18 protein-coding genes and 1 pseudogene are annotated in these 19,816 nt (G+C 69.7%); 12 read left to right on the forward strand and 7 right to left on the reverse strand.

Features of this window, described 5'->3' with window-relative positions; translation table 11 throughout:
- Positions 1-13: 13 nt before the first annotated feature.
- Both ACZ4LX_RS02325 and ACZ4LX_RS02330 read left to right on the forward strand, forming a co-directional pair.
- Positions 14-1,690, forward strand: a complete 1,677-nt coding sequence (locus tag ACZ4LX_RS02325) for an AMP-binding protein (RefSeq protein WP_467637313.1) — start codon at positions 14-16, stop codon at positions 1,688-1,690.
- Positions 1,687-3,294 carry an AMP-binding protein gene (locus ACZ4LX_RS02330; RefSeq protein ID WP_467637316.1) on the forward strand — a complete coding sequence of 536 codons (1,608 nt, stop codon included), beginning with the start codon at positions 1,687-1,689 and terminating at the stop codon, positions 3,292-3,294. The genes ACZ4LX_RS02325 and ACZ4LX_RS02330 overlap by 4 nt, the downstream gene beginning before the upstream one ends.
- Positions 3,295-3,393: 99 nt before the next feature.
- On the opposite strand, the gene ACZ4LX_RS02335 is transcribed toward ACZ4LX_RS02330, so the two are convergent.
- The 3 genes and pseudogenes from ACZ4LX_RS02335 to ACZ4LX_RS02345 form a co-directional block, all read right to left on the reverse strand.
- Positions 3,394-3,651: a hypothetical protein gene (locus ACZ4LX_RS02335; RefSeq protein ID WP_467637319.1), complete on the reverse strand. Its 258-nt coding sequence runs from the start codon at positions 3,649-3,651 to the stop codon at positions 3,394-3,396.
- Between the two features lie 10 nt (positions 3,652-3,661).
- Positions 3,662-3,967, reverse strand: a pseudogene (locus tag ACZ4LX_RS02340) (GNAT family N-acetyltransferase); the annotation flags it as partial.
- 53 nt (positions 3,968-4,020) lie between these two features.
- The gene (locus ACZ4LX_RS02345; RefSeq protein WP_467637322.1) at positions 4,021-4,743 is read right to left on the reverse strand and encodes a hypothetical protein; all 723 of its coding nucleotides are present in this window, start codon (positions 4,741-4,743) and stop codon (positions 4,021-4,023) included.
- Positions 4,744-5,048: 305 nt separating this feature from the next.
- Between ACZ4LX_RS02345 and gcl the strand changes: the two genes are divergently transcribed.
- Positions 5,049-6,824, forward strand: a complete 1,776-nt coding sequence (gcl, locus tag ACZ4LX_RS02350) for a glyoxylate carboligase (RefSeq protein WP_467637325.1) — start codon at positions 5,049-5,051, stop codon at positions 6,822-6,824.
- Between the two features lie 249 nt (positions 6,825-7,073).
- Here the strand turns inward: gcl and ACZ4LX_RS02355 are convergent, their stop codons facing one another.
- A complete protein-coding gene (locus tag ACZ4LX_RS02355; RefSeq protein ID WP_467637328.1) occupies positions 7,074-7,343 on the reverse strand; it encodes a hypothetical protein in 270 nt (89 codons plus the stop codon).
- 298 nt (positions 7,344-7,641) lie between these two features.
- Between ACZ4LX_RS02355 and ACZ4LX_RS02360 the strand changes: the two genes are divergently transcribed.
- Positions 7,642-8,043: a DUF6896 domain-containing protein gene (locus ACZ4LX_RS02360; protein WP_467637331.1), complete on the forward strand. Its 402-nt coding sequence runs from the start codon at positions 7,642-7,644 to the stop codon at positions 8,041-8,043.
- A gap of 371 nt (positions 8,044-8,414) precedes the next feature.
- Here the strand turns inward: ACZ4LX_RS02360 and ACZ4LX_RS02365 are convergent, their stop codons facing one another.
- From ACZ4LX_RS02365 to ACZ4LX_RS02375, 3 genes are all read right to left on the reverse strand, one after another.
- Positions 8,415-9,872, reverse strand: a complete 1,458-nt coding sequence (locus ACZ4LX_RS02365; RefSeq protein ID WP_467637334.1) for a catalase — start codon at positions 9,870-9,872, stop codon at positions 8,415-8,417.
- 271 nt (positions 9,873-10,143) lie between these two features.
- Positions 10,144-11,043, reverse strand: coding sequence for a 2-hydroxy-3-oxopropionate reductase (locus tag ACZ4LX_RS02370; protein WP_467637337.1), 900 nt, complete (start codon positions 11,041-11,043; stop codon positions 10,144-10,146).
- 50 nt (positions 11,044-11,093) lie between these two features.
- Entirely contained in the window at positions 11,094-11,936 is an 843-nt protein-coding gene (locus ACZ4LX_RS02375) for a TIM barrel protein (protein WP_467637340.1), read from the reverse strand.
- Between the two features lie 465 nt (positions 11,937-12,401).
- Between ACZ4LX_RS02375 and ACZ4LX_RS02380 the strand changes: the two genes are divergently transcribed.
- From ACZ4LX_RS02380 to ACZ4LX_RS02415, 8 genes are all read left to right on the forward strand, one after another.
- A complete protein-coding gene (locus ACZ4LX_RS02380) occupies positions 12,402-13,571 on the forward strand; it encodes a lactonase family protein (protein ID WP_467637343.1) in 1,170 nt (389 codons plus the stop codon).
- Positions 13,572-13,656: 85 nt separating this feature from the next.
- Positions 13,657-13,896, forward strand: a complete 240-nt coding sequence (locus ACZ4LX_RS02385) for a YkoF family thiamine-binding protein (protein WP_467637821.1) — start codon at positions 13,657-13,659, stop codon at positions 13,894-13,896.
- A complete protein-coding gene (locus tag ACZ4LX_RS02390; protein ID WP_467637346.1) occupies positions 13,893-14,270 on the forward strand; it encodes a helix-turn-helix domain-containing protein in 378 nt (125 codons plus the stop codon). The genes ACZ4LX_RS02385 and ACZ4LX_RS02390 overlap by 4 nt, the downstream gene beginning before the upstream one ends.
- Before the next feature lie 176 nt (positions 14,271-14,446).
- Positions 14,447-14,956 (forward strand): 2-oxo-4-hydroxy-4-carboxy-5-ureidoimidazoline decarboxylase, encoded by a 510-nt coding sequence (gene uraD / locus ACZ4LX_RS02395; RefSeq protein WP_467637349.1) that lies wholly within the window; start codon positions 14,447-14,449, stop codon positions 14,954-14,956.
- 29 nt (positions 14,957-14,985) lie between these two features.
- Positions 14,986-15,378 (forward strand): hydroxyisourate hydrolase, encoded by a 393-nt coding sequence (uraH, locus tag ACZ4LX_RS02400; protein WP_467637352.1) that lies wholly within the window; start codon positions 14,986-14,988, stop codon positions 15,376-15,378.
- Between the two features lie 7 nt (positions 15,379-15,385).
- Positions 15,386-16,318, forward strand: coding sequence for a factor-independent urate hydroxylase (gene pucL / locus ACZ4LX_RS02405; RefSeq protein ID WP_467637355.1), 933 nt, complete (start codon positions 15,386-15,388; stop codon positions 16,316-16,318).
- A gap of 228 nt (positions 16,319-16,546) precedes the next feature.
- Positions 16,547-17,917, forward strand: a complete 1,371-nt coding sequence (locus ACZ4LX_RS02410) for an 8-oxoguanine deaminase (RefSeq protein ID WP_467637824.1) — start codon at positions 16,547-16,549, stop codon at positions 17,915-17,917.
- Positions 17,918-18,221: 304 nt separating this feature from the next.
- A complete protein-coding gene (locus tag ACZ4LX_RS02415) occupies positions 18,222-19,658 on the forward strand; it encodes a nucleobase:cation symporter-2 family protein (protein ID WP_467637358.1) in 1,437 nt (478 codons plus the stop codon).
- Positions 19,659-19,816: the final 158 nt, after the last annotated feature.

Genomic DNA, 19,816 nt, shown 5'->3' on the forward strand with positions numbered 1-19,816 from the left:
ATAAGGAGGGCACATGTCGGCAACCAGTGCGACGGAGACGTTCCGGGCTGCCCGGGACTTTCTGCTTCGGCACCGCGAGGACTACACCGCGGCCTACGAGGGCTTCAGCTGGCCCCGTAGCGATCACTTCAACTGGGCGCTCGACTGGTTCGACGTCATCGCCGAGAACAACGACCGCACCGCCCTTCACATCGTGGAGGAGGACGGCAGCCGCACCGAGACGTCCTTCGCCCGGATGTCCGCCCGCTCCAACCAGGCGGCGAACTGGCTGCGTGCCCAGGGCGTGCGGGAGGGCGACCGTATCCTCGTCATGCTCGGCAACCAGACCGAGCTCTGGGAGACGGCCCTCGCGGCGATGAAGCTGCGTGCCGTCGTCATCCCCGCGACGCCGCTGCTGGGCCCCGTGGACCTCCGCGACCGGGTGGCGCGCGGCAAGGTGAGGCACGTCCTGGCCCGCGACGCCGACACCGCCAAGTTCGACGAGGTGCCCGGCGACTACACCCGCATCTCCGTCGGCGCGGACACCAAGGGCTGGATCTCCTACACCGGGGCCGACGCCCAGCCGGAGACCTTCACGGCGGACCGTGAGACCGACGCCGACGAACCGCTGATGCTCTACTTCACCTCGGGCACCACCGCCAGCCCCAAGCTCGTCGAGCACACCCATATCTCCTACCCCGTGGGTCACTTGTCGACGATGTACTGGATCGGGCTGAAGCCCGGCGATGTCCACCTGAACATCTCCTCGCCCGGCTGGGCCAAGCACGCCTGGTCCAACCTGTTCGCCCCGTGGAGCGCCGAGGCAACCGTCTTCATCTTCAACTACACCCGCTTCGACGCCGGCCGGCTGATGGCCGAGATGGACCGCTCCGGCGTCACCAGCTTCTGCGCCCCGCCCACCGTCTGGCGCATGCTCATCCAGGCCGACCTGACCCAGCTGAAGACCCCGCCGCGCGAGGTCGTCGCGGCGGGCGAGCCGCTGAACCCCGAGGTCATCGAGTCGGTCCGGCGCGCCTGGGGTGTCACCATCCGCGACGGCTTCGGCCAGACGGAGACCGCCGTCCAGGTCGCCAACACACCCGGCCAGGTTCTGAAGGCCGGTTCGATGGGCCGCCCCAGTCCGGGCTTCAAGGTGGTGCTCCTCGATCCGGTCAGCGGTGAGCCCGGCGCCGTCGAGGGGGAGATCTCCCTCGATCTGTCGGCCCACCCGGTCGGCCTGATGACCGGATACCACGGCGATCCGGAACGCACCGCCGAGGCCATGTCGGGCGGCTACTACCGCACCGGCGACATCGGCTCCCGCGACGCCGACGGCTACATCACCTACGTCGGGCGCGCCGACGACGTCTTCAAAGCCTCCGACTACAAGATCTCCCCGTTCGAGCTGGAGAGCGCCCTGCTGGAGCACGAGGCGGTCGCCGAGGCCGCGGTCGTGCCGGCCCCCGACCCGGTGCGGTTGGCCGTGCCGAAGGCGTACATCGTGCTCGCCGAGGGCTGGGAGCCCGGACCGGAGACCGCCAAGGTGCTCTTCGCCCACTCCCGGTCCGTGCTCGCCCCGTACAAGCGGCTCCGCCGGCTGGAGTTCGCCGACCTGCCCAAGACCGTCTCGGGAAAGATCCGCCGTATCGAGCTGCGCGAGCGTACGGCGCAGGGCGCGGGCACCGAGTACAGCGAGGGGGACCTCGCATGACGGGACTGTCCTACGCGCACGGCACGGGCGCCACCCCCCTGCTGGGCGACACCATAGGCCGCAACCTCGACCGGGCGGTCCAGGCGTACCCCGGCCGTGAGGCCCTGGTCGACGTACCGTCCGGGCGGCGCTGGACGTACGCGGAGTTCGGCGCGGCCGTCGACGAACTGGCCCGCGCACTGATGGCATCGGGCGTGGCCAAGGGGGACCGGGTCGGGATCTGGGCCATCAACTGTCCCGAGTGGATACTCGTCCAGTACGCGACCGCGCGCATCGGCGCCATCATGGTCAATATCAACCCGGCATACCGGGCACATGAGTTGGAGTACGTGCTCAAGCAGGCCGGGATCACCCTCCTGATCGCCTCGCTCACGCACCGCACCAGCGACTACCGGGCCCTGGTCGAGGAGGTCCGGGCGAACTGCCCCGCCCTGCAAGCGGTGCACTACATAGGCGACCGCTCCTGGGACGAACTGCTCTCCGTTTCGGCAGCGGTGACGGCGGATCAACTCGCCGCCAGAGAAGCCGGACTGTCCTGCGACGACCCGATCAACCTCCAGTACACGAGCGGCACGACCGGCTTCCCCAAGGGGGCCACCCTCTCCCACCACAGCATTCTCAACAACGGCTATTTCGTAGGGGAACTGGTCGCCTACACCGAACAGGACCGGGTCTGCCTTCCCGTTCCCTTCTACCACTGCTTCGGCATGGTCATGGGAAACCTCGGCATCACTTCGCACGGCGCCTGCATCGTGATACCGGCCCCCGCGTTCGAACCCGCAGCCGTCCTGGCCGCGGTCCAGCAGGAGCGCTGCACCTCGCTCTACGGCGTTCCCACCATGTTCATCGCGGAGCTGAACCTTCCCGACTTCGCCTCCTACGACCTCTCCACGCTGCGCACCGGCATCATGGCCGGATCGCCGTGCCCGGTCGAGGTGATGAAGCGCGTCGTCGCCGAGATGCACATGGACGAGGTGTCCATCTGTTACGGCATGACGGAGACCTCCCCGGTCTCCACCCAGACCCGCCGCGACGACGACCTGGAGCGCCGCACCGGCACGGTCGGCCGTGTGATGCCGCACATCGAGGTCAAGGTCGTCGATCCGGCGACGGGTGTGACGCTGGAGCGCGGGGAATCGGGCGAACTCTGCACCCGTGGCTACAGCGTGATGCTCGGTTACTGGGAGCAGCCCGAGCGGACCGCGGAGGTCATCGACGCGGGGCGCTGGATGCACACCGGGGACCTCGCGGTGATGCGCGGGGACGGCTATGTGCAGATCGTCGGCCGGATCAAGGACATGATCATCCGAGGCGGCGAGAACGTCTATCCGAGGGAGATCGAGGAGTTCCTCCACCGCCACCCGAAGATCGCCGACGTGCAAGTGGTGGGCGTGGCGGACGAGCGGTACGGCGAGGAGATCCTGGCCTGCGTCATCCCGGCGGACCCGGCCGATCCGCCGAGCCTGGAGGAGGTCACGGCCTTCTGCCGAGAGCAGCTGGCCCACTACAAGATCCCGCGCCTGATCCAGATCATGGACGCCTTCCCGATGACGGTCAGCGGGAAGGTCCGGAAGATCGAACTTCGGGAGAACTACGGCCGGTAGGTGTCCCGGTGTGCATTCCGGTGGGCGGCGCAGCAGGTGTTCCGGTCCGTCTCCCGGCGGGTGTCCCCGTGAGTGTCGGGCGCGGGCGCGTGGGCGCTGTCAGGCGGCTTCGATGATGTCGCCTGCGGTGCCCTGGGTCGCGGCCGCCCATTCGATCAGGAGCACTTCGTAGGCGGCGGACTCCTTCGGGGACCAGTCCTGGCCGGCGCGCGCGTCCACGAGCGCGCGGATCGCCTCGTTCGCCTCGACGGCGGCGGGGTGGGCCGGTTGCGCGGGGAAGACGCTGTGCGACGGAGCCTCCGGTGTCGCCGATCTGGAAGTTATCGCGGGTGGTGAAAGCCGTGGAGTTAAGACCATGCGCCCCACTCTAGGCCCCGCCACCGACAACAGACCGAACATCTGTGTCCCCTGGCTCGAACGTGACCGATAGCACTCCCTGTGGCCGGGTGGTTTCTGTGAGGTGCGGCACGTCGCGTCGCATGCAGACCCGGGGCCACCGGTCGAGACCGTGTGCCGCCTCCTCGGCACGAATCCGGCGCAGCCCGTCGGTGAGGCCGGACCCCGGCAGGACCTGGAAGCCCAGCCGGGTGTAGTACGGGGCGTTCCAAGGCACTTGGGAGAAGGTGGTCAGGGTCAGCGCGCCCAGGCCGCCGACCGCCGCCCGGTCCGCGACCTGGTCGGCCGGCACGGCTCAGGCCCTGGTGCGGAGCGGTTCGCCCGCAGAGCTCAGGCGCCGCTGCTGAGCAGTTCGTCCGCGGGGCTGTTCACCGGCTGCGGGGTCCCGGTGAGGTCCATGACGAACAGGGGGATACCGAGCCCGTCCGCCCGTTCCCGCGCGTCGGGCGCGTATCCAGCGAGCGAGAAGAACACGCTCGACACGTCGTCGCTGAGCGAGTTGAGCCACAGGCATTCGATATCCCGCAGAGTGGTCGGCCGGGTCGTGGCGTCGACCTGGGCGATCAGCCCGGCCGCCCGCAGGTCTATCCCGGAAGCCGGACGTTCGGCGGTCTGTGTGACGTCGTGGTAGCCCAGCCACTTCAGGTACAGCGCGGCGGCGCCCACCGCGTCGCGCGCGGTACGGATCGTCAGCGGCCGGAAGGCCGGCCGCGGGGCCGGAGCCGTGCGCGGCAACGGTATGTGCGAGGGCCGCACGGACCGGGACGGGGAACCGCCCGTACGGCCGGAACCCGCCACGGGCCGGACCGGGATCCGCAGGACGGTCCCGCACGGGCAGCACAGCTCGGGCTGCGGCCACTGGTCGTGCCGCCCGCAGCCGTGGCAGCGCACGGTCACCCAGTCGTCGTTCCAGGTGCGGTGGGTGATCGGTGTGACGGGGCCGCCGCGCAGCAGGGGCGGAGCGGTCGGCGCGCCGCACGGACACGGGTAGACGGGCGTGACGTACGCGTGGTCGCGGCGGCAGGCCGGGCACCGTACCGGCACTGGTTCCACCCTCGGACTCCTTCCGGTCCACGGACGCGGCCCATGGCATGCGGCTGGCCCCAGGGCCCGGGCCGCTCCGCTCCGTACCCCCATGCTCCACCAGGAGCGAGGCTCGGGGCAGGGAATCGGGGTACTTCGAGGTGCCTGTCCGTGCCCGGTGCCCCCGGCCGCCTCTCTTGACGGCCGTCCGGCCGCACCTTAAGTTTGCTTCCGTATAACAGAAGAATGTTTCCGTCATGCGGAATTGGTGCTCTCAGGTGGCGCGACAGAGCCCGACTCCACCCAGGTTCGAGCAGGAGCACTCAATGCCTCGAATGACCGCTGCCCGAGCGGCAGTTGAGATCCTCAAGCGTGAAGGCGTCACCCATGCTTTCGGTGTGCCGGGCGCCGCGATCAACCCCTTCTACGCGGCGCTCAAGGCCGTCGGCGGGGTTCGTCACACGCTCGCCCGCCACGTCGAGGGCGCCTCCCACATGGCCGAGGGCTACACCCGGGCCCGCCCGGGGAACATCGGCGTCTGCGTCGGCACGTCGGGTCCGGCCGGCACCGACATGATCACCGGTCTGTACTCCGCCATCGCGGACTCGATCCCGATCCTGTGTGTCACCGGCCAGGCGCCGACCGCGGTGCTCCACAAGGAGGACTTCCAGGCGGTCGACATCGCCGCGATCGCGAAGCCGGTCACCAAGGCCGCCACCACCGTCCTGGAGGCCGCGCAGGTTCCCGGCGTCCTTCAGCAGGCCTTCCATCTGATGCGCACCGGCCGTCCCGGCCCGGTCCTCATCGACCTGCCCATCGATGTCCAGCTCACCGAGATCGAGTTCGACCCCGAGCTGTACGAGCCGCTGCCGGTGCACAAGCCCGCCGCGACCCGCAAGCAGATCGAGCGCGCTGTGGAGATGCTGAACGACTCCGAGCGCCCGCTGATCGTCGCGGGAGGCGGCATCATCAACGCCGACGCCACCGAACTCCTATTGGAATTTGCCGAGGTGACCGGCATCCCGGTCGTTCCCACCCTGATGGGCCGGGGGATCGTCCCCGACGCGCACGCCCTCAACGCCGGCATGGTCGGCCTCCAGACCTCGCACCGCTACGGCAACGCGACTTTCCTGGAGTCCGACTTCGTCCTCGGCATCGGCAACCGCTGGGCCAATCGGCATACGGGCAGCCTGGACGTCTACACGAAGGGACGGACGTTCGTCCACGTCGACATCGAACCCACCCAGCTGGGCAGGATCTTCGCCCCCGACCTCGGCATCGTCTCCGACGCCGGGGCCGCCCTGGAGCTGCTCATCGAGGTGGCGCGCGAACTGAAGTCGGCCGACATGCTGAAGGACCGCTCGCGATGGGCGGCGTCCGCGCGGGAGCGCAGGGCGACGCTCCAGCGGCGCACACACTTCGACAACGTGCCACTGAAGCCGCAGCGCGTGTACGAGGAGATGAACAGGGCGTTCGGCCCCGAGACCCGGTACGTCACCACCATCGGCCTCTCGCAGATCGCGGGCGCGCAGATGCTGCACGTCCACCGGCCGCGCCACTGGATCAACTGCGGCCAGGCGGGCCCGCTCGGCTGGACCATCCCGGCAGCGCTGGGCGTCGCCACGGCCGACCCCGAGGGCTCCGTCGTCGCGCTCTCCGGCGACTACGACTTCCAGTTCATGCTGGAGGAGCTGGCAGTCGGCGCGCAGCACCGCATCCCGTATGTGCACGTCCTGGTGAACAACTCCTACCTGGGGCTGATCCGTCAGGCGCAGCGCAACTTCGACATCGACTTCCAGGTCAACCTGGAGTTCGAGAACCTCAACTCCCCGGAGCTGGGCGTCTACGGCGTGGACCACGTCAAGGTCGTCGAGGGCCTCGGCTGCAAGGCGATCCGGGTCACCCAGCCGGACGGGCTGCTGCCCGCCTTCGAGGAGGCGAAGAAGCTGGCGGCGGAGCTCCGGGTGCCGGTGGTCGTCGAGGCGATCCTGGAGCGGGTCACCAACATCGCGATGAGCGGTACGGACATCGCGTCGGTCAACGAGTTCGAGGACGTGGCGACGGAGCCCGGCCACGCGCCGACAGCGATCCGCCCGCTCGTGACGGGCTGAGTCCACCGGGCCTGCGGTCCCGTTCCCGAAGAGCACCTGCGGAGGCCCGTGGGTGCTCCTTCGGCCTGCCGCCCGGCAGGAATCGAAGCTGCGACATCCGCTTCAGGAGTTCGAACCGAGCCCGTTCCGGGCGCTGTTGCGGACTGGTGCGGCGGCCGGACTGAGGTGCTGATATGTGTCGCCGTCCGGCCTCGTCGATGTCAGCCGTTGATGTCGGTCCGAGCGAGCCGGCCTTCGCCTCCTGGCTCCTCATCCGGGTCGGTAGTCCCAGAAGCAGTAGGCGCACGAGCCACGTCCCTCCGCCGTGGCTTCGGCCAGCGCGACACGACGCCGAGGATGAGTGTCCATGCCCTTGCTCAGGGCGTACTCCTGTCCCTCTTCCAGGGCCCTGCAGGCCGAAGAGCGGTGGAAGACCTCGCCCCCGGCTGTGATGTGGACGAACTTGACCAAACCCTCGGGGACAGGAGCGCAGTCCACGCACTGTTGGACGACCAAGTCGTGTATGCATCGCTCTTCCATGCCGTCAGGGTAGTCAGCGGGTCTGACGGGGACACCCAGGTTCAGGCCGATCCGAACCACAGAGGCCAACCTCCAAGGAAGGCCGCCCTCTTCGTCCCGATGCGATTCGGGACGCCCGCCGCCCTTCCACGGTTGTTCGTGGTTGTGTCGTGACGGTCACGCAGCCGGACACTCGGGGTGACTCCCACGCGGGGCCGTGACGCGGGTGCTCACCGATCGTTGCGGAACGTTGTCCTGTGGAGACGCCGGCGGCCCATGGAACAATCCTTCAGCCACGGGCCAGGGGGGATGACGACGCATGGAGCGGGTTGGGGCTGCACGGGACCTCGTGTTTGGTTATATCCGCGCTCTGAACGCGGTTGACGAGGCCATGAGGGCGGCGATTCCCTCGCTTGAGCGACTCGCGGAAGTCATCGGCCTGGTCCGTTCGAGCCGGATCAGCCGCAGTGGGCACATCGGCACATACTCCTACACGGTTCATGGGGCAGGGTGCCGTTTCGTCTGCGACAACGGTGCCGAGGTTGATGTGGACTTCGCAGCCGACGGAAGCGAAGTCTTCGACCTCTGGCGGCTGCGCTTGTACGGACTGAGTCTGCCGGAGCCTCATGACGTCACGGACGAGGACCTACGGGCCGCGGTGCGGCAGCTGCGACCGCTCCTGACCGAGGTACGGCCGGGGTGGTTCGGCGTAGCCAATTGATCGAGCGCTCAGCCTGAAGCGCCCTCCAGTGGAAGGTGGTCCCGGAAGTACTGCGAATCCAACCACTCCTCCTGCACGAAGAGCGGCCGCGTCAGGCGTGCTGCCCGGACCTGCTGCGAGCGCAGAAGAACCCCGAAATCCGTCAGGGGGTGAGCCGGTGGGGCCGGTGGCCGCCGGATCCGGCGAACAGGGGCCGCGGCAGGGGTGCGAAGGGGGGCCGTCCGGGGCCTTCAGGTCAGGGGACCGGGCCGCCCGTCCACGTACCACCGCACTGGCATCGCACCACTGCCGCGGCTCCGTCCTGCCCGCGCCGCGCACAACCCCTCATCCGGGTGGGCGCCTCGGCGCGGGCAGGGTCCTGTGCCCCGGGCTCAGTCCTCGCGCAGGGCGTGGACGGCCTCCTCCACGCGCTTGCCGTACTCGGCGTCCGCGGCGTGGAAGTGGGCGAGGTTCTTCTCGATCACGTCGTCACGGGTGACCTGCGACAGGCCCCCCGCGATGTTGGCGATCAGCCGGCTCTTCTCGTCGTCCGACATCAGCCGGTACAGCTCACCCGCCTGGTGGAAGTCGTCGTCCTTCGTGTGGGCGGGCGTCTCGTGGGTGCCGGTCCAGCCCTGGACGGCCAGCGGGGCGGAGTGCGCCGTGTTCGTCTGGGCGGGGCCCGCGTACGAGTTGGGCTCGTAGTTCTTGTCGTGCCGCGCCCCGTTGCGGGTGGCGTGCAGTCCGTCGCGCCCGTAGTTGTCGACGACGGCCGTGCGCGGCGCGTTCACCGGCAGCTGGGTGTGGTTGACGCCCAGCCGGTAGCGGTGCGCGTCCGCGTAGGCGAACAGCCGGCCCTGGAGCATCTTGTCCGGGGAGGGGCCGATGCCGGGCACGAAGTTGTTCGGGGAGAACGCCGCCTGCTCCACCTCGGCGAAGACGTTGTCCGGGTTGCGGTCCAGGACCAGCCGGCCGACCCGCTGGAGCGGATAGTCGCTGTGCGGCCACACCTTGGTCAGGTCGAACGGGTTGAAACGGTAGTCCGCGGCCTCGGCGGCAGGCATGACCTGCACATGGAGCGTCCAGGACGGGTGCACACCGCGCTCGATGGCCTGGAGCAGGTCCGTCTGGTGGGAGCTGGAGTCCTTGCCGACGAGCTCGGCGGCCTGGTCGGCGGAGAGCGAGCGCACGCCCTGGTTGGTCTTGAAGTGGTACTTGACGAAGAAGGCCTCACCTTCGGCGTTCGTCCATTGGTAGGTGTGCGAGCCGTAGCCGTTCATGTGGCGGTACGAGGCGGGGATGCCCCGGTCGCCCATCAGCCAGGTGATCTGATGCGTCGCCTCGGGGGCGTGTGCCCAGAAGTCCCATACGTTGTCCGGCTCCTGACGGCCCGTGAACGGGTCGCGCTTCTGCGAGTGGATGAAGTCGGGGAACTTGATGGGGTCCTTGATGAAGAACACCGGAGTGTTGTTGCCGACGAGGTCGTAATTACCCTCGTCCGTATAGAACTTGAGAGCGAAGCCGCGGGGGTCGCGTACCGCGTCCGCGCCGCCGAGCGAGTCGGCGACCGTGGAGAACCGGATGAACGCCTCGGTACGGCGGCCCACCTCGGAGAGGAAGTCCGCACGGGTGAAACCGGTGACGTCGTCGGTCACCTCGAAGTAGCCGTACGCGCCGGAACCCCGGGCGTGCACCACGCGCTCCGGTATGCGCTCCCGGTTGAAACGGGCGAGCTTCTCCAGGAGATGACCGTCCTGGAGAAGGACCGGGCCGCCGGCGCCGGCGGTGGCGGAGTTCTGGTTGTCGGCGACCGGGGCGCCGGACTCGGTCGTAAGAACGCGCTGCGTCATGGTGTCGGGCGACCTTCCGTACGGGAGCTGCTGAACTGCGACGGCCTGGAGCTCCAGGAGCGTAGGTACGCTCCGAACCCGGCGTCAACAGTTTGTTGAAATTCAAGGGTGAAGGTGGTGCGCGGAGAGGTGTTCCGGACGGTGCCGACGCCTGGGCGCGACAGAACAGGTGTCAGCGCCGGCACCGTCCGGAAGTCTGTGGCCGGGTACGCACCCGACGGGAGGGAGGCGATGCCGGCCGGGCCCGGCAGAGGGGCCCGGCCGCTGCGGATCAGGCCTGGACGGGCCGGCCGGACAGGCGCTCCACCGACCGCAGCAGCGCCGAGTGGTCCAGGCCGCCGTCGCCCTGTGCGCGCAGCGAGGCGATGAGCTGGGCGACCACGCCCCCGACGGGCAGTGCGGCACCGACATCGCGGGCGGCGTCCGTGACGATGCCCATGTCCTTGTGGTGCAGGTCGATGCGGAAGCCCGGAGCGAAGTCCCGGTTCAGGAAGTTGTCCTTCTTGCGGGCCAGTACGGTCGAACCCGCCAGTCCGCCGCCCAGGACGTCGAGGGCGGCGGTGAGGTCGACCCCGGACTTCTCCAGGAAGACGACGGCCTCGGCGCAGGCCTGGATGTTGACCGCGACGATCAGCTGGTTGGCGGCCTTCACCGTCTGCCCGGAGCCGTGCGGACCGCAGAGCACGATAGTCCTGCCCAGCGCGTCGAGCAGCGGCCTCGCGGCGTCGAAGTCGGCCTGTTCGCCGCCCACCATGATGGACAGCGCGGCCTCGACGGCACCGGCCTCGCCGCCGGAGACGGGGGCGTCCAGGACCCGGATGCCCTTCTCGCGGGCGTTCTTCGCCAGGTCCACGGACGTCTGCGGGGTGATCGAGGACATGTCGATCAGCAGCGCGCCGCGCCTCGCGTTCTCCAGGGTGCCCTCGGGGCCGTACGCGACGGCCTCGACCTGCGGGGATGCGGGCACCATCGTGATGACCACGTCCGCGTCCCGGACCGCCTCGGCGATCGAGCCCGCGCCGGTCCCGCCGGCCGCGGCCAGCCGGTCGACCTTGTCCTGTTCCAGGGTGTAACCGGTGACGTCGTAGCCCGCCCTGATCAGGTTCTCCGACATGGGCGAGCCCATGATGCCGAGCCCGATCCACGCGACCTTGGGGAGGTTGTTGCTCATGAGGGTGCCTTCCGATAAGCCTGTGTACGCGTACGAGGGGGAGTCCGCCGCTATCGGCGGGCGGCCCGCGCGGTGGCCGGGAGCCATCCGAAGGACTCGGCGCTCGGCCGGTCGCCGGGCTTGTACTCCAGGCCGACCCAGCCGTCGTAACCGGCCTTCGTCAGCTCGTCGAGCAGTTGCTCCAGCGGGAGGGTGCCGGTGCCGGGTGCGCCGCGCCCCGGATTGTCGGCGATCTGGACGTGACCGGTCCGGCCGGCGTACTCCGCGATGACCCGGTTCAGGTCCTCGCCGTTCATGGACAGGTGGTACAGGTCCAGGAGGAACTTCGCGTTGCCGAGGCCCGTCGCCGCGTTGACCCGGTCGACGACCTCGATGCCGGCCGCCGCGCTGACCAGCGGGTAGCGCGGCGACTCCGGCTCGTTCAGGGTCTCGATCAGCAGGACGGCCCCGATGTGGTCGGCCGCGCGGGCGGCGAGGACCAGGTTCTCCAGGGCGAGTTCGTCCTGCGCGGCCGGGTCGACGCCCTCGGCCCGGTTGCCGTAGAGCGCGTTTAGCGCCTTGCAGCCGACCGAGGCGGCGAAGCCGGCCGCCACCTCGATGTTGGCCCGGAAGCGGTCCGACTCCGTGCCGGGCACGGAGAGCGCGCCCCGGTCGGGTCCGGGCAGCTGTCCGGCGTAGAAGTTCAGCCCCGTCAACTGGGTGCCCGCGTCGTCGAGCGCCTTCTTCAGCGCGTCGAGTTCGGCCTGCGGAGGGGTGGGTGTCTCGGTCCATGGCCACCACAGCTCGACCGCCGTGAAGCCCGCCGCGGCGGCTGCCGCAGGTCGCTCCAGGAGCGGGAGTTCCGTGAAGAGGATCGAAAGGTTCACATCGAAGCGCTGGTCCGGGTAGCCCATGAGGGTTGCGGCGCTCCTTCCGTATTGCGGAAGTTAATTTCTGCTTAACGGAAGATTGGCTGGGGGTGGGTGCGTTGTCAAGAGGGTGTGGCGCATGGATGCCGTCGTGCGCCCGGTTCCGGCTGCGGATCGTGCGTGCCGTCGTGTGTCCGGCTCCCGCCGTGAACCGTGCCTGCCGCCCTGCGCCCGGAAGGACCCTGAACCGTGCCTGCCACCCTGCGCCCGGAAGGACCGTGAACCATGCGTGCCGCCCGTCGCGGAGACCGTGTACGCGGCAACGCCCGGCGGGCGTGCTGCCGCAGCGGCGATCGGGCCCCCGCGCGTCAGAGGCGCGTGGTGCCCGGCGGCCCCACGCTCCCGGCCGTCGCGGCCCCGCGCACTCGCCGGTGCGTCCTTGCGCGGGCCTTCGGGGAAGGCCACTGTGGCTGACACATCCGATGCCATCGACCCCACGAGGTGCCTCGCATGACACCCCCCACCAGCCGCCGCGCCGTCCTCGGAGCACTCCTGGCGGGCGGCGCCCTCGCCGCCGCCCCCGGGCTTCCCGGCGGACACCGCCCCGGCCCGGCGCACCGCCCCCCGGCCCACTCCGCGCGCCGGACCGGGACACTCCTTCTGGGCACCTACACCTCGACCACCCCGGGAGGCACCGGCATCGGCGTCGCCTCGTACGACACGGCAACGGGCCGCATCACCTCCCGCACCGTCATCACCGGCGTCGAGAACCCCTCGTACCTCGCGCCGCATCCCAACGGCGGCACGCTGTACGCCGTCGACGAGCAGGACAACGGCGGCGTCACGGCCGTGGCGCTCGCCGAGGACGGCACCTTCCGGGTGCTGGGGACGCGGCCCACCGGTGGTGCGGGCCCCTGCCACCTCTCGGTCCACCCCGGCGGGCGGTGGCTGCTCAGCGCCAACTACACCTCCGGCAGCGTCGCCGTGCACCCGCTCGCCGCCGACGGATCGGTGGGGGAGCGCACCGACCTGGTCGCCCACACCGCGCCCGCGCCCGGACCCGGCCAGAACGGGCCCCATGCCCACCAGATCGTCACCGCCCCCGACGGCGGCCACGTCCTCGCCGTCGACCTGGGCAACGACACGGTGTACACCTACCGGCTCGACGAGGACCGCGGCACTCTGGAACAGCTCTGGTACGCGGCGCTGCGCCCCGGGGCCGGACCGCGCCACCTCACCTTCCACCCGGGCGGCCGCCACGCCTACCTGGCGTGCGAGCTCGACAACACGGTCGTCGTCTGCGGCTACGACCCCGCCACCGGCGTACTGACCCCCGGCACCCCTCAGTCCACCGGAACGGGCGAGGGCACCAGCTACCCCGCCCAGCTCCTGGTCACCGCCGACGGCCGCTTCGCCCACCTCGCCAACCGGGGGCACAACAGCCTCACCCGGTACGCCGTCGAGGGCGGCGGGGCGACGCTGCGGCTGCTGGACACCGTGCCGGTGGGCGGCGACTTCCCCCGGCACACCGCCTACTCCCCGGACGGTTCCCTGCTGTTCGCCGCCAACCAGCGGTCCGGCACGGTCACCGTCTTCCGGGTCGACCGGGACTCCGGCGCCCTGAGCCCGTCCGGGACCCCGTTCCCCGCCCCGGCCGCGGTCTGCGTGCTGCCGCTGTAGACCTTGAGCGGGTTAGGGTCGTGCCCGAGCCGCGGGTCGCCCCGGACGCGGCGCGACGCATGAGGGAGACACAGTGCGCTTGAGAGTGGAGTTCACCACCGAGCCCTTCGATCTCGACGAGGCACCGGCCCACGCGGTCGTGGCCCGCGAGGTCATCCAGTCCGCGGAACTGGACGCGGTCGACGTCGGTCCCTTCGGCAACACGGCGGAGGGGGGCGCCGACAAGGTGCTCACCGCGGTGGACTCCCTGCTGCGCCAGGCCCTGGCGTCCGGCGCCACCCGGGTGTCGCTCCAGGTCAACGTCCTCGGGGAGGACCCGAAGTGACGGAGCCCGCGGATCACCCCCTGGTCGCCGCGGTCAAGCCGCTCGTCGACGCCATGGGCGCCGAGCTGCTGGGACCCGAGCAGGCGGAGGCCGACGACGTCGTCCTGGCCTGGGAGGGCGAGGACGTCGTAGCGGTACGGCTGCCGCAGCTCTCCGACTCGCTGGACCACATCCTGGCCGCCATGGAGCGCCGGCACGGCAAACCGCTCGCCGAGCTGGACCGCAGGACCAAGCAGGAGGTCGTGCGGACGCTTGAGGCACGCGGCGCCTTCTCGGTGCGGCACGGCGTCGAGACGGTGGCGGGGGCCCTGGGGGTCAGCCGGTTCACCGTCTACAACTACCTCAACAGGGAAATCGCCGCCAAGGACGACTAGTTGAGTCGTCGAGCGCATGTAAACAGCACATGAACGTGCGGGCCGTCGTCCGGATCATCGGGCGACGGCTTTTTACATGAACGGAATTTCAACAAAGTGTTGACGTGGTGTTGTGGAGGGCGTTAGCTATCCGCAGCCCGACCCACGCACAGCGAAAAACAGCCACGGAGGCTCCCGTGACTTCGAGCACCACACCGGGCCTCGCCCGGTTCAACACCCTGGCGGACGACGCGGCGGCCACCGTGCTGCACGAGGTGTGTGCGAGTGCGGCCTGGGGGAGAGCGATCCTCTCCCGGCGTCCGTACGCCACCGGGGAAGCCCTGTACTCCGCGAGCGACACCGCCACGGCGGCACTCGGCACGCAGGACCTGGCCGAGGCCATGGCCGGTCACCCGCCGATCGGCCGCCCGAAGCCCGGGGACGCGGCTTCCTCCCGTGAACAGCGGGGGATGGCCGGCGCCACCGAGGAGCTCAAGGCCGAGATGCTCGCACTCAACCTGGCCTACCAGGAGCGGTTCGGACATGTCTTCCTGATCTGCGCCACCGGGGCCACCGGTGAACAGATGCGTGACGCGGTGAAGGCCCGCATCGGCAACACGCCCGAGCGGGAGCGGGAGATCGTGCGCACCGAACTGGGCAGGATCAACCGCATCCGCCTCACCCGTCTCGTCACGGACGACTCGTAAGAGCTCGTAACAGAAGGAGAGTGAAGGTCTTGAGCACCTTCGCCACCGCATCGGTGTCCACCCACATCCTGGACACCAGCATCGGCCGCCCCGCCGCAGCCGTCCCCGTCGCACTCGCCGCCCGCTCGGGCAGTGACGCGCAGTGGGTGACACTCGGCGGATCGGCGACCGATGCGGACGGGCGCTGCAAGGACCTGCCGGCCCTGCCGGAAGGCACCACCCACGTACGGCTCGACTTCGAGACCGAAACGTACCTCACAGCCAAGAAGCAAGCCGAGGCGCAGCAGGACGCCCCCCGCGCAAGGGACAGCGGTGCGTTCTTCCCGGAGGTGGCGATCACGTTCGCCGTCACTCCGGGCGAGCACTATCACGTACCGCTGCTGCTCAACCCGTTCGGCTACTCCGTATACCGAGGGAGCTAGCAGACAGATGCCCACGATTCTCGGCCAGAACCAGTACGGCAAAGCGGAGAACCGCGTCGTCAGGATCACGCGGGACGGCGACACCCACCACATCAAGGACCTGAACGTCTCGGTCGCACTCTCCGGCGACATGGACGAGGTCCACTACTCCGGCTCCAACGCGAACGTCCTGCCCACGGACACCACCAAGAACACGGTGTTCGCCTTCGCCAAGGAGCACGGCATCGAGTCCGCCGAGCAGTTCGGCATCCACCTCGCCCGTCACTTCGTGACGTCGCAGGAACCGATCGAGGTCGCCCGCATCCGGATCCAGGAGTACAGCTGGGAGCGGATCGCCACCTCGGACAGCAGCTCCCGGTTCATCGGATCGGACGAGGTCAACCACTCCTTCGCCCGCAAGGGCCAGGAACTGCGCACCACGCAGATCACCTTCGACGGCGAGAAGTGGGAGATCATCTCCGGTCTCAAGGACCTCACGGTGATGAACTCCACCCACTCGGAGTTCTGGGGCTACGTCAAGGACAAGTACACAACGCTCAAGGAAGCGTACGACCGCATCCTGTGCACCGACGTCGCCGCCGCGTGGCGCTACAACTGGACCAGCGACGCCGACCGGATGCCGAACTGGGAGAAGTCGTACGCGCAGGCCAGGAAGCACCTGCTGCAGGCCTTCGCAGAGACGTACTCCCTCTCGCTCCAGCAGACCCTGTACCAAATGGGTTCGCGGGTCATCAACAGCCGCAGCGAGATCGACGAGATCCGCTTCTCGCTGCCGAACAACCACCACTTCCTGGTGGACCTGGAGCCGTTCGGGCTGAAGAACGACACCGCCGACGGCGCGGTCTACTTCGCGGCCGACCGTCCGTACGGGCTCATCGAGGCCACCGTGCTGCGGGACGGCGTCGAGCCGAGAATCCCGGTCGACCTGACCAACCTCTGACGTGGCGCCGCGCCGGTCCCGTGCGTCCACAGCGGACGGGACCGGCCGGGGCGGCAACCTGTGCTCAATCATCTCGGCACCCACAGCCACCCGGCCGTGGCACTCAAATCCTCCTGGGGTCCTGCCGTGCCCACATCGCTGACGAGAGAAGGAAGCACCATGGCAGCATCGGCATCGGCATCGGCACCGGCACCGGCACCGGCGTCGGCACCGGCGGAGTCCGGCCGAGTGGAACGCATCGTCATCGAGAACTGCGCGATCGCGACCGTCGACTCCGACGACACCGAGTACGCGTCGGGGCACGTGGTCGTCGCGGGCAACCGCATCGAGTCCCTGGGTGCCGGCCGGGCACCGGAGGGGCTGGAGCACGTCGTTCGCAGGATCGACGGCACCGGACACCTGGTCACGCCCGGCCTGGTCAACACGCACCACCACTTCTACCAGTGGATCACCCGCGGTCTGGCCACCGACCACAACCTCTTCGAGTGGCTGGTCGCGCTGTACCCGACATGGGCGCGCATCGACGAGCCGATGGTGCGCGCCGCCGCGCAGGGTTCGCTCGCCATGATGGCCCGCGGTGGGGTCACCACCGCCATGGACCACCATTACGTCCATCCCAGGGGCTCCGGCGACCTCTCCGGAGCGATCATCGGCGCCGCCCGGGACATGGGCGTACGGTTCACCCTCGCCCGAGGCTCCATGGACCGCAGCGAGAAGGACGGCGGACTGCCGCCGGACTTCGCCGTGGAGACGCTGGACGGCGCACTGGCCGCCACCGAGGCGACCATCGACGCACACCACGACACCTCCTTCGACGCGATGACCCAGATCGCCGTCGCGCCCTGCTCGCCGTTCTCCGTCTCCACCGAACTGATGAGACAGGGAGCCGAGCTGGCCCGCCGCCGTGGCGTGCGGCTGCACACGCACGGCTCGGAGACCGTGGAGGAGGAGAAGTTCTGCCACGAGCTGTTCGGCATGGGGCCGACCGACTACTTCGAGTCGACCGGCTGGCTCGGCGCCGACGTGTGGATGGCGCACTGCGTCCATATGAACGACTCCGACATCGCCGCCTTCGCCCGCACCGGCACCGGCGTCGCCCACTGCCCGTCCTCCAACGCCCGCCTCGCCGCCGGTATCGCCCGGGTCCCGGACATGCTCGCGGCGGGCGTCCCGGTCGGCCTCGGCGTCGACGGCACCGCGTCCAACGAATCCGGCGAACTCCACACCGAACTGCGCAACGCCCTCCTCGTCAACCGCCTCGGCCCGCACCGCGAACGCGCCCTGAACGCCCGTCAGGCCCTGCGCCTGGGTACGTACGGCGGCGCCCAGGTCCTCGGCCGCGCGGACCGGATCGGCTCGCTGGAACCGGGCAAGCTCGCCGACCTCGTGCTCTGGAGGATGGACACGCTCGCCCATGCCTCCATCGCCGACCCGGTGACCGCCCTGGTCTTCGGCGCCGCCGCCCCCGTCACCCTCTCACTCGTCAACGGCGAGCCGGTCGTCGAGTCCGGCCACCTCGTCACCGCGGACGAGGACGCCATCGCCCGCGCCACCCGCGACGAGGCCCGCCGCCTCGCGCGGATCGCCGCCGGGGCCTGAGAGGCCGCCGGCCCGGCACCCCCGATACCGGCCGGCCGAGGGGGACGGCCCTCGGCCGGCCGCCGCGGACCCGAGCGGGGTCCACGGCAACCGGTGCGGGAGGCGCGCACCCAGACGTACGCGCCTCCCGCACCGGCGAACCGAGCTGCCCGCACCAGCTGCACGACCTGCCCCACCTGCATCAACGCACCACACGGGGCCCGGTCCGGCGGACACGTCCGGCACATGTCCCGGCGACCGGTCCCGGCACCACCTCCCTGACACCCACGTCGCCGCAGACGTGTACCCGACCGGAGGAACCGCCGTGGCAGCTACGCCCAGGTTTCGCAACGACGCAAGTGCAGCACCCGACCCGGAGCAGGACCGGTCCGACCGGAAGCATCCGGTCGACGAGACGCTTCCCCCACTGAGAATGTTCACCAGCGGCCTCCAGCATGTGGCCGCGATGTACGCGGGCGTGGTGGCCCCGCCCATGATCGTGGGACCCGCCGTGGGCCTCACCGCCAAGGAGACCGCCTTCCTGATGGGGGCGAGCCTGTTCACCGCGGGCATAGCCACCCTGCTCCAGACACTCGGCTTCTGGCGCATAGGCGCCCGGCTGCCGTTCGTCAACGGAGTCTCGTTCGCCGGGGTGACCCCGATGGTGGCGATCGGCAAGGACAGGGGGCACGACGGCATCGCCGTGATCTTCGGCGCGATCATCGTCGCCGGACTCCTCGGCTTCGTCCTCGCTCCCTACTTCTGCAAACTGGTCCGATTCTTCCCGCCCGTCGTCACCGGCACGGTCATCACCCTGATCGGTGTCTCCCTGCTGCCGGTCGCCTTCAACTGGTCCCAGGGCGGCAATGCCACCGCCGACGACTACGGCTCCACCACCAACATCACGATGGCGGCTGTCACGCTGGTGGTCGTCCTGGCACTGCGGAAGCTGCTGAGCGGCTTCCTCCAGCAGATCGCGATCCTTCTCGGGCTCGTCGTCGGCACCCTCATCGCGATTCCGGTCGGCATCACCGACTTCGGCGCCATCAAGGACGCCGATGCCGTCGGCTTCCCCACCCCGTTCCACTTCGGAGCGCCGCAGTTCGAGATCGCCGCGATCGTCTCGATGTGCATCGTGATGCTGGTCTGCATGACCGAGTCGACCGCGGACATGCTGGCCCTCGGCAAGATCGTCGGCCGGCCGGCCGACGAGCGGACCATTGAGGGCGGTCTGCGCGCCGACACCCTGGGCAGTGCCGTCAGCCCCTTGTTCAACGGCTTCATGTGCAGCGCCTTCGCCCAGAACATCGGGCTGGTCGCGATGACGAAGGTCCGCAGCCGCTTCGTCGTGGCCGCGGGCGGCGGCATCCTCATCCTGCTCGGCCTGTGCCCGGTGGCGGCGTCCGTCATCGCACTGGTGCCGCTGCCGGTGCTGGGCGGGGCGGGCATCGTGCTCTTCGGCTCGGTCGCGGCGAGCGGCATCCAGACGCTGGCCACCGCCGCATTGGAGAAGGGCGAGAACGCGCTGATCGTGGCGGCCGCCGTGGGCATAGGGCTGATCCCGATCGCGGCGCCGGAGTTCTACCACGCCTTCCCGAAGGACCTGCTCGTCGTCCTCGACTCGGGGATCTCGACCGGGTGCGTCGTGGCGATCGTCCTCAACCTGGCCTTCAACCACCTGGGCCGGAAGCCGGACGCGGGGGAGGAGCCGGAGCGCCGGGACCCTGAACCGGCCGGCCAGGCGCCGGTCGCCGTGCACTGACACCTGGACATGGCGCTGTGGCGCGTACGGTTCCACCCGCGAGGGGCGGCCGTACGCGCCACAGTTGCTTGCCTGCTTGTCCTGCCTGCCGGTCCGGAGGCTGCCGGTCAAGGTGACTGCCGGTCAAGGTGCCTGCCGGACCGGGGTGGCTGCCGGTC

The sequence above is a fragment of the Streptomyces sp. NPDC026062 genome, from assembly GCF_055568375.1.

Bases quoted from the DNA above. Each gene is read 5' to 3' on its own strand.
- ACZ4LX_RS02325 (WP_467637313.1), top strand. From the start codon at position 14: ATGTCGGCAACCAGTGCGACGGAGACGTTCCGGGCTGCCCGGGACTTT.
- ACZ4LX_RS02330 (WP_467637316.1), top strand. From the start codon at position 1,687: ATGACGGGACTGTCCTACGCGCACGGCACGGGCGCCACCCCCCTGCTG.
- ACZ4LX_RS02335 (WP_467637319.1), bottom strand. From the start codon at position 3,651: ATGGTCTTAACTCCACGGCTTTCACCACCCGCGATAACTTCCAGATCG.
- gcl (WP_467637325.1), top strand. From the start codon at position 5,049: ATGACCGCTGCCCGAGCGGCAGTTGAGATCCTCAAGCGTGAAGGCGTC.
- ACZ4LX_RS02355 (WP_467637328.1), bottom strand. From the start codon at position 7,343: ATGGAAGAGCGATGCATACACGACTTGGTCGTCCAACAGTGCGTGGAC.
- ACZ4LX_RS02360 (WP_467637331.1), top strand. From the start codon at position 7,642: ATGGAGCGGGTTGGGGCTGCACGGGACCTCGTGTTTGGTTATATCCGC.
- ACZ4LX_RS02365 (WP_467637334.1), bottom strand. From the start codon at position 9,872: ATGACGCAGCGCGTTCTTACGACCGAGTCCGGCGCCCCGGTCGCCGAC.
- ACZ4LX_RS02370 (WP_467637337.1), bottom strand. From the start codon at position 11,043: ATGAGCAACAACCTCCCCAAGGTCGCGTGGATCGGGCTCGGCATCATG.
- ACZ4LX_RS02375 (WP_467637340.1), bottom strand. From the start codon at position 11,936: ATGGGCTACCCGGACCAGCGCTTCGATGTGAACCTTTCGATCCTCTTC.
- ACZ4LX_RS02380 (WP_467637343.1), top strand. From the start codon at position 12,402: ATGACACCCCCCACCAGCCGCCGCGCCGTCCTCGGAGCACTCCTGGCG.
- pucL (WP_467637355.1), top strand. From the start codon at position 15,386: ATGCCCACGATTCTCGGCCAGAACCAGTACGGCAAAGCGGAGAACCGC.